Genomic DNA, 8,680 nt, shown 5'->3' with positions numbered 1-8,680 from the left:
CTGTAGGGAAACGTTCTTGCCGCAGGCCGGGGCGGGACTAAGGGCGATCGAGCCTCTTGACCGACCAAATGATAGGCTGTACAACATAAAGTAATTGAATATCTGTAGCTGTCGCTCAACCAACCACCACCAACCTGCGATCGATCAAGCGGGAGCATTCAAGGGGAAATAAAGATGAAAAAATTAGAATTTTTGCTACAGAAAGAAGGCGATCGCGCCTGGTTGCCCCTAGAAAGCCCCGACGTGGAAATTCTAGAAGGCAAATATCGCGTCGTTGCGCGCATTCAGCACCCCAACACCGACATCGAAATTCGCATCACCCATACATCCTTCGACGAAACGGCTCCCCAGCGGAAAGTCCAAAGCCGATCGGCCCGCACCAACCCCGAAGGATTAGTCGTGATCATTCCCTACACACGTCTGAAACCGGGAATGTGGGAACTCTCGTGCTTGCCAGATCCCAAATCAACACCAGCAAAACCTTGGCAGTACGGCGTGCAATTAGAAGTATTGCCCGTAGAATCGGAAACCTCCGAACCCCTACCGCCAGACTCATCCGAAGCAGCAATCTCCCCCTCAGACGCAGAAAATGCGGGTTTTGCCGATCGCGCGACACCACAAATCCCTGCACCAGTCGATCGCCCTGCACCAACCCAAATCCCTGCATCCCAGACGACCAAAATCTATCAATTTCCGCTTCCCCAAACTGCTGAGCCGCCCAAACCGCCAGTCAAACTCGAACTCGAACTCGTGCTCGATCGAGAAACCTTCGTGACTCAACTCGGCCGCCCGTTAATCATTTCCGGCAAAATCGACATTCCCCAACCACCCCAAAAAACCCGAAAAACAGCAACTCTCATCCCCGAATCCCAAACCCTAGAACTCCAAAAACTGATCGGTTCAGCACAACTGCAAATTTACCTGCGCGATCCGCAAACCTCAAAAATACTCGCCCAAATCGAGCAGCAGATGCCAGAACAAGCTCCCCCCTGCATCTTTGCCTGCGTCACCTACATCCCAACCGAGTCCAAAAGCCGCCTAATTTTAGGAGAAGCAATACTCAGCAGCGGCGGCGTCACCCTAGCCACCAAACTATTCACAATTACAGCCCGTTTAGAACATCTTCTAGAAGTAATCAAAGAGAATTTCATCGAAGAAAAGCATCAAGCCGAACCCTCAGCAACAGCAGCAAAACCGCCTCGGAGCGAAACACATCCATCATTCCTCCGGTTAGTACAAAAATCCTTAGATTTGCCATCCCCAACCAATGAATCTGCAACCAATGAATTGCCAAGCAACCAATCCCTACCGCCTCAACTCAGTACCCGCCAGACTCTAAGTGCCGGCGGTCTAGAGTTGCCCGCATTCGGTAACAAACTGCCTGACAGCAGCCGATCGCAATTACTCTCAGAAATTTCCAATTCGCCTCGCACATCCGCAGGGGCGATCGACCAACCAGCCCAACCTTCAGACCCGCCAACAGCCACAGAAAACACCCAAGTTCGGGCGATCGACCAAAAACCCGAAAACACCCCCGAACCAGAAACAACAGCCCCAGAAGCTCCACCAGCACCCTCAAAACAAGCATTTAAAACCCTAAAAGTCGAAAATAGATTTTGGTCTCGGCTGAGTTCCCTAGCCAGCACCGGGGAATCGCCCGAATGGCTCAAAGCAACCACCCTGTCGCCAACTCCAAAAACCGCCAATAGCAGCGACGGTATCGTCGCAGTCGAAGAAAGCAGCCTCACCCAGCAGCAATCTGCAACCAGCGAAACCATTGCTGAACCCAAATATACAGGCCCGGAAGCCAGAGAATTTGTAGTTTTTGACGAGCCCCCGCAGCCGAAACAAGTTGCTCAAAAAAACGCAAAAGTCGAAGCAGAAATAGCTCCCCCAACTCCCTACGTTTTGCCAGAAGACGAGTTAGTACCGATGCCCATCTTGGAATTGCCGCGCGCCAACATCCTGGCGGGCCAGCCTGTAACGGTGAAGGTGCAACTGCCGGAAGTAATGCCCCGGATTTATGTAAAAATTTGGGTGTTCGATCGGCAAACCTACCTAATTCTCGACGGGCCGCGCTGGATTACCGAATTTACAGCTACCGGGTTGGGAAATATGCGATCGAGTATCGAGTTAGAGATTCCCTACGGCTGCATGGAAATCGAATTTGAGGCGATCGCCGTGGAAATGCAAACTCAGCGCGAAAGTCACAAAGTCAGCGTTCACCGCCAAGTTTTGCCGCCAGCCGGCCCTATTTTGCCTTTGGATGAGTGATTGGGCGATCGGCTGAAATTAATATGACCGACTCTAGTATTCGTAGGGTGCGTCGCACCCGAAAATTCATAACGGGGATGAATAACCAGGATTTGGTATTACTGGAACATCGCAAACCTGGTTCCCAGACACCCGCGCATCCTGGACTCTTAAAAAAATCTAGATTCGGTGGCGAGAAATCTAGGAATATTCCCGATTTCTCGCCCAGCGCGCGCAACTCCTTGTCTACTTACCCGCCAACTGGCGAAACTTCTTTTTAAACTTATTCTTGTACACGTAGATCGATCGCTGCAAATCTTCAACTTGCAGCGACATTTGGGCCGCCAAACCCGTACGGTTCCAAACATCCTCCTGACACTTGCGGCGGCAAAAATTCATCGGTTCCGAGTAAACTTTAGATGTCGATAAACTCGGTTTCGGCCCGCACCAGTGAATTACAGTCGCCGAGGCGCGATCGCCCTCCAGCCCGCTTGACTCAACTGGAAACCGCTTTCTCACGAAATCCTGGTCAAAATCCGGCACTAAAAACTGCATATCCACACTCTGCACCCGCAGCCGGTTTTCTTGCGCCGCCCGGAAGATCATAAAGTTTAAAAAACCCATTTCTCCGTACTTAAATATCTGCGGATGAGCCGCCGTAAAATCTAAAATTTCTACGTATTCTTCCAAGCTAAAAATGCCGCGTTTCGCAAAAAAAGTACCAGTACAAAAATAATTAGCTTGGAATTTCTGCCAGTTAAAACTGGGAAAATACTTTTCAACACCCGGAATATCAAAGAAAAACTTGGAAACATCTGCATCCGAATTTTCCTGACAAGGTTGGTCTACAATAAAATCAAATTCTTTAAAATTAGCAAACTTCAGGATATCGCCCCAGACGATCGTATCGGCATCCAAAACCAGAAAATTTGACCAAGGACTTTCCCAGAAAGCAATCATTTTAGTTTTACCCCAACCAAAACTTCTTTTCCTGAGCACCTCTTGGGACACCGTTGTGCGATCGATAACTCGTACCCCGTAGGACTTCTCCAAAGCACTCACAGAAAACGTACCGTCAATCAACAGACAAATCGGCACATCTCCCAGAAAATATCGGATGCTAGCACAACAGCCCTTAGCAAACAGATAATCCTGATCGCAGCAAGCAATAATTATACCAAAATCTTCCATAAACCCTCACTCTTTTACTAACTTTCCCACCCATAGCATTTGGGTGTTTTGTTTTGACAGCAGCTCTATTTTTGAATTCTGCTTTTTCGCCAGCTTAGCACTAAAATTCTGCGATCGCCCGTAGACAAAAACATCGCTAAAACCGCTGGGAATCTTGGGTATAGTTGGTGTGTCTAGCAACTGAGCTTGACTGCGCGCTAGCGAATCGAGCAACACTAATTGCAGCATAACTTTCGGTGCTAACAAATGACTCATCGACAGTATATTTCCCAGACTGACTTCCGAGATTTCACTGACAACCAGCGGCTTGGTAGTGCGATCGATTTGGCGAGCAATTGCGGGATTTTCCCGGCCCCATTCCTTAGTCCACCAACTCTCAGCTTGAGAGCTAACAGCATCCGACAGCACAGATCCAGTCAACAGTACAACTGTCAGAACTTTCCAGAGTTGGCGTTGGCGCCCCGGCACCCCGGGCGCGCTAATTTTAGTCGCTAACAGGTAAGCAACAGCTATTTGCATCCCCAAATAAGTCGGAAATAAATAGCGAGGTTTAGTCGATCGAATTCCTCCCAATATAACATCCGGCAGCATCACCGCCAACGCTGTCACCGCCATCAGCACCAGCACAAACAGCCAAACCTCTTTACTCGTCTGGGCACACAGAAAATAAATTGCATACCCTACGATTGCCACTAAAATTAAAGTAGCCACAGCTAAGGTCATCAAGTATATTGGTTCCGCACTAGAAGTTAGCCCCATATCCCAAAAAACACGACCGACATTTCCCGCCCAATTGTTAACTAAAGATAGCCTGCTCGTTTCTAAAACCGCCCAAATAGTCGCCCCGGCTGCTGCCTTTTTGTTTGCTAATAAAATCAACAACCAAGGCACAAAAGCTATCGCCGCCAACGATACAGCTATCGCATAATTAACAACTTTATTGTTTAACCTAAAACCTTGAGTTGCCAACACATAAATTCCGTGTCCGAGCGTAACTAATACGCTAAACAAGTGAGTGTAAATTCCCAACATAGTTGCTGCTGCGTAAATGCCCCAACTGAGTTTAGTTTGCAGCCGCATTGCTCGCAGCAGAGATGCACAAGCAAGCAAAATCAGCGCCGGCCACAAACTGTAAGGACGTGCTTCTTGAGCGTACAGCACGTGCAACGGAGAAACGGCTAGCAATCCCACGGCTATCTCTGCCACTGCGGGCGCTGCAAACAATTCTCGGCACAGCCAGTAGACACCGGGAAACGCTAATAAACTCATCCAAACAGAGAAACTTCTGGTCGAAAAAGGAGAATCACCGAATAGTTTAGCCCAAGACTTGACTGCCAAAAAATACAGCGGTGGTAGTTGAGGTTCTTCAATTGCCAAACTTTTAACTGTATTGCTCCAACTTTTAGTCGGATTGGAGCGTTGATATTTCATCAAATCCTTCGCCGATACTAACTGGGCGCTGGTTATTTCTTGCAGCACTTCTGTTTGCGTGTATCCGGAAATTCGCAGCGAAGTAAATACTTCATCGTACCAATAAAATTTCTTGTCTATATTGAAAAAACGAAAAAATAATCCTAATAGCAACAATCCCAATACAAATAACCTGATTTGTTTTTTTGTCGAATTCATACAAAATTTGAAACAATATAGATGTAACTCTCATGCAATATACCATATAAAGGCAGAGGGGATGGCTGAATTTACAAATTTTTTGTTCGCCCTCCGGCTGGTGCTATTGAGTTTTTTTCCTTGCAAATTAGGGTTATCTTTGTTACTATTAAATACATAAATTTTAAGTTTTTTTTGGTTTACACCTGCTAAAAGCAAGTATTTTTATGCTGTATCCAGTAAAAAAATAAGCTTATTTTTTTGTAATGTTCCCACCAATCTGTCCCAATTAATGGTAAGGTTTATGGCTTATTTAAAACTTTATATTAATTACGTTTTAATAGGTTAAATTTTATCTAAAATAAACCCTCAAATTTTCCGCCTACAACCTACAACTCATAATCTGCAATCTACAATCTACCAGTGAAAACCTCCAATTATTTCATCTGGTAGATGGGTGCGGGAATATATGGGAGGGAATGATATTTGTTTGGTAGCATAAAGCACAGAAAAAATGTGATCTGAAAAACATCGGCGGTGGCGAAAAAATAAGGGGAGGTAAAATGCCAGACAGCGAGGTAGAACTCTGATTTGGGCTAACACAGATCGATCGCACGATCGCTACCAGACTAAAAAAAAATTGTGTTAGGATAACGGGGAATTAAAGCAGTACGCCGGCATTGTCAAAAATGACGATCGCCCGGGCATCTCATGACACCAGGGTGTATCGGAAAACAGAGATTGGTCAAGCCGGAAATTTCCCGCTGTTGGGAGTACATCTACCAGCCTTTAGCCCTCCGTTTCCCATGGAGGGTGCAAAAATCGCTCCCTGCGGGCGGCGAGGTTTAAAGTTGGGTTAAAAAGCTTGACACAATAGGAGAGAAAGCTGTATAAGGGATGCGACGAGCAGCCGGAATCCTACCTATAACTAACTGTCTGTTAATTCTGGCATCGGCAAGGAGTCTCAGTATTTGTCAGTTTCAGGCAGATTGTGGCCGCACCCGTACAGCAAGTGGTCGATCGCAGCCACAGCAACTCAAGGAAGTCTGGCGATCGATGAAATGAAATTAGCAAGTGATGGTATAATCAACCGTAATGTTATGTGGGCTTGACCTGAACTGAAGCTTGGGCCGTACAAGGGGCCAGCCCCCAAGGTTCAACCAGGAACGAGACACGCCTGCTGTGAATCAACAGTTATGGATAGGTTTTATTCTGGCAGTTATTGTCAACAGGCAAGCAACCACAAAAATCAGAAGTTGGGAATTGCCGATCGAGTTGAATAGAGTGTGAAGGTGTGAGGAAAATGAACAGAACTTTTTGGAATTTACTTTTAGTATCCCCGGCAATTCTGGGGCTATCATCAGTCGTCAGTGCCGCGGCGATCGCCGAAGCCCCAGCAACCGCTGAAGCGAACCAGCTAGCGACAGCCAAGTCATCCGAATCTCAAATTGTAGCATCAGTTGCAGAAACAGCAACAGAACCAGTGGCAGCAGCCCCTGCGGCTACAGAAAAGCTGGCTTTAAACAGCAGCGCTCCGGCGGCCGAAACCCCGATCGCGGGATCTGAAGACGCCCAAAAACTGGCAGCAATCGCACCAGAAACCAGCGCCACAACACTGCAAACCGCAGTCAGCGAAATCAATACAGCAGCCCCAATCGCTCCGGCCACCACAGCGCCAGCGACGGAACCCCTAGCTGCTGCCGTTACAGCGCCAGCGACGGCCCAAGCATTAGAATTGGCAGCCCCCAGCAGCCAGACAGCAACCGCTGCCAAAATCGAAGTGCCAGCAGCAGCCGCAGTCACCCCAGCCGCTAAGGTAGAAATTGCTCAGACAGCACCCGCCGACATGGGCGGCTCGATCGTCCCAGCAGCACCCCAAGCCCTGCCGGCCGAACCATCAGGAGCCATGTCCCAAGTGACATCGGTCTCTCAGCTCTCCGACGTGCGGCCGACAGATTGGGCATTCCAAGCCCTGCAATCCCTAGTAGAACGCTACGGTTGTATCGCAGGCTATCCCGACGGCACCTACCGCGGCAACCGCGCCCTGACTCGCTACGAATTTGCAGCCGGCGTCAACGCCTGCTTAGACCAAGTAACCAAACTCATTAGCTCGTCAACAGGCACCTTCGTCACCAAAGACGACTTAGCCATCCTGCAACGCCTGCAAGAAGAATTTGCAGCCGAACTCGCTACCCTGCGCGGACGAGTAGACGGCCTAGAAGCTCGCACCGCCGAACTCGAAGCCAACCAGTTCTCCACCACTACCAAACTGGCAGGAGAAGCGATCTTTATCGCCAGCGACACCTTCGGAAATGGTGTCGGCCAGCACGACGACAAAACAGTCACCAACCTCGGCTACCGGGTGCGGTTGAACTTCAACACCAGCTTCACCGGTCGAGACTTGCTCAGAACCCGCTTGCAAGCTAGAAACGTCGCCAGATACGACACAGCCACCACCACTGGTACAAACATGGCTCGCCTCGCCATTGACGGCGAAGACGGCACTCAGTTCTCCCTCGATCAATTGTGGTATCGCTTCCCAGCAGCCAAGGCTACAGTCTACTTCGGCCCGAAAGGTCTCAGACTCGATGACGTTGCCGAGCTGACTGCTCCCTTGGAATCTAGCGGTACCGGTGCTCTCTCCAGATTTGGACGTTACAACCCAGCAGTGTTCCGCGGCCCAGAAGGAGCCGGTGCTGCGATCAAATACAGCTTCGGCCCTCTGAGAGCCACAGCAGCCTATCTCGCCTCCGATAACGATGCTCCCAATCCAGCCAGAGGCCGGGGCGTTTTCAACGGTTCTTTCAGCGCTTTGGGTCAGCTCAACTTAAATATCACCAAAGCATTTGACGTTGGTGTGAGCTACAACCGCAAATACAATCGCGCTGGCGATGCTGGCATCATGGGCGGTACCGGTAGTAGCTTAGCTAACCGCCCCTTCGGTCAGTTGGCTACTGTATCCGATAACTATGGCGTGCAACTTAACTTCAAACCCAGCACCCGCTTCCAGCTTGGCGGTTGGTACGGTTACACCAAGGCTCGCGAAGAACGCGGCGGCGGCAGTGACATGAATGTTTCTCGCGGTAAGTCTACCGTTCAAAATGGTGCGCTTTTCTTGGCGCTGCCAGATTTTGGCAAGCAAGGCAACCTCCTCGGTTTAATCGCCGGCATACCGCCGAGAGTTACCGAGAGCAATGTCGCCAAAGACCGCAACACCTCTTATCACTACGAGGCTTTCTATCGCTTCCAAGTTACTGACTTTATTTCGGTGACACCGGGTGTTTACATGATTACGAATCCGGAACACAACAAGCGCAATGACAATATCTGGGTAGGAGTCCTGCGGACAACCTTTAGTTTCTAAGGTTTCCCGATATCTAGTTAAAGCTAAAAGCGGCAGTCACCTGCCGCTTTTAGTTTTTGGTTATATCAATACGCTTGGGATCAGAAGACCGGGGCGGTTGAAACCGCGTCTAGACAAGCACTCAGGTGAAGAGTGTGGGTTCAAGAGCGAACGGTTAACATCACATTTATAGAACCCATTTGACATCTTTGAGTTTTTGGGTTGCGTGGCGAGAAATATAGAGAAAAACCTGTTTCTGAGATTTACAGCGAGTGTCGAGAAACC

5 protein-coding genes are annotated in these 8,680 nt (G+C 48.9%); 3 read left to right on the top strand and 2 right to left on the bottom strand.

Annotation, left to right across the window (positions count from 1 at the left end):
* Positions 1-174: 174 nt before the first annotated feature.
* Entirely contained in the window at positions 175-2,274 is a 2,100-nt protein-coding gene (locus tag QT974_RS26835) for a hypothetical protein (RefSeq protein WP_333471457.1), read from the top strand.
* A 225-nt stretch (positions 2,275-2,499) separates the two neighbouring features.
* On the opposite strand, the gene QT974_RS26830 is transcribed toward QT974_RS26835, so the two are convergent.
* On the bottom strand, positions 2,500-3,444 hold the full coding sequence (locus QT974_RS26830) for a hypothetical protein (RefSeq protein ID WP_333471456.1): 945 nt from the start codon (positions 3,442-3,444) through the stop codon (positions 2,500-2,502).
* 6 nt (positions 3,445-3,450) lie between these two features.
* Positions 3,451-5,073: a glycosyltransferase family 39 protein gene (locus tag QT974_RS26825; RefSeq protein WP_333471455.1), complete on the bottom strand. Its 1,623-nt coding sequence runs from the start codon at positions 5,071-5,073 to the stop codon at positions 3,451-3,453.
* A gap of 950 nt (positions 5,074-6,023) precedes the next feature.
* Here QT974_RS26825 and QT974_RS26820 point away from each other — a divergent pair.
* Both QT974_RS26820 and QT974_RS26815 read left to right on the top strand, forming a co-directional pair.
* Entirely contained in the window at positions 6,024-6,164 is a 141-nt protein-coding gene (locus tag QT974_RS26820; protein ID WP_333471454.1) for a hypothetical protein, read from the top strand.
* A 191-nt stretch (positions 6,165-6,355) separates the two neighbouring features.
* Positions 6,356-8,416 carry an iron uptake porin gene (locus QT974_RS26815; protein ID WP_333471453.1) on the top strand — a complete coding sequence of 687 codons (2,061 nt, stop codon included), beginning with the start codon at positions 6,356-6,358 and terminating at the stop codon, positions 8,414-8,416.
* Positions 8,417-8,680 lie beyond the last annotated feature (264 nt).

Origin of the sequence: Microcoleus sp. BM001215392, from assembly GCF_036700185.1 — a bacterium.
Taxonomy (GTDB): Bacteria; Cyanobacteriota; Cyanobacteriia; order Cyanobacteriales; family Microcoleaceae; genus Microcoleus.
Note: the sequence above shows the minus strand (reverse complement) of the source record. Positions and strands in the feature narration are given on the sequence as shown.

Bases quoted from the DNA above. Each gene is read 5' to 3' on its own strand.
- QT974_RS26835 (WP_333471457.1), top strand. From the start codon at position 175: ATGAAAAAATTAGAATTTTTGCTACAGAAAGAAGGCGATCGCGCCTGG.
- QT974_RS26830 (WP_333471456.1), bottom strand. From the start codon at position 3,444: ATGGAAGATTTTGGTATAATTATTGCTTGCTGCGATCAGGATTATCTG.
- QT974_RS26825 (WP_333471455.1), bottom strand. From the start codon at position 5,073: ATGAATTCGACAAAAAAACAAATCAGGTTATTTGTATTGGGATTGTTG.
- QT974_RS26815 (WP_333471453.1), top strand. From the start codon at position 6,356: ATGAACAGAACTTTTTGGAATTTACTTTTAGTATCCCCGGCAATTCTG.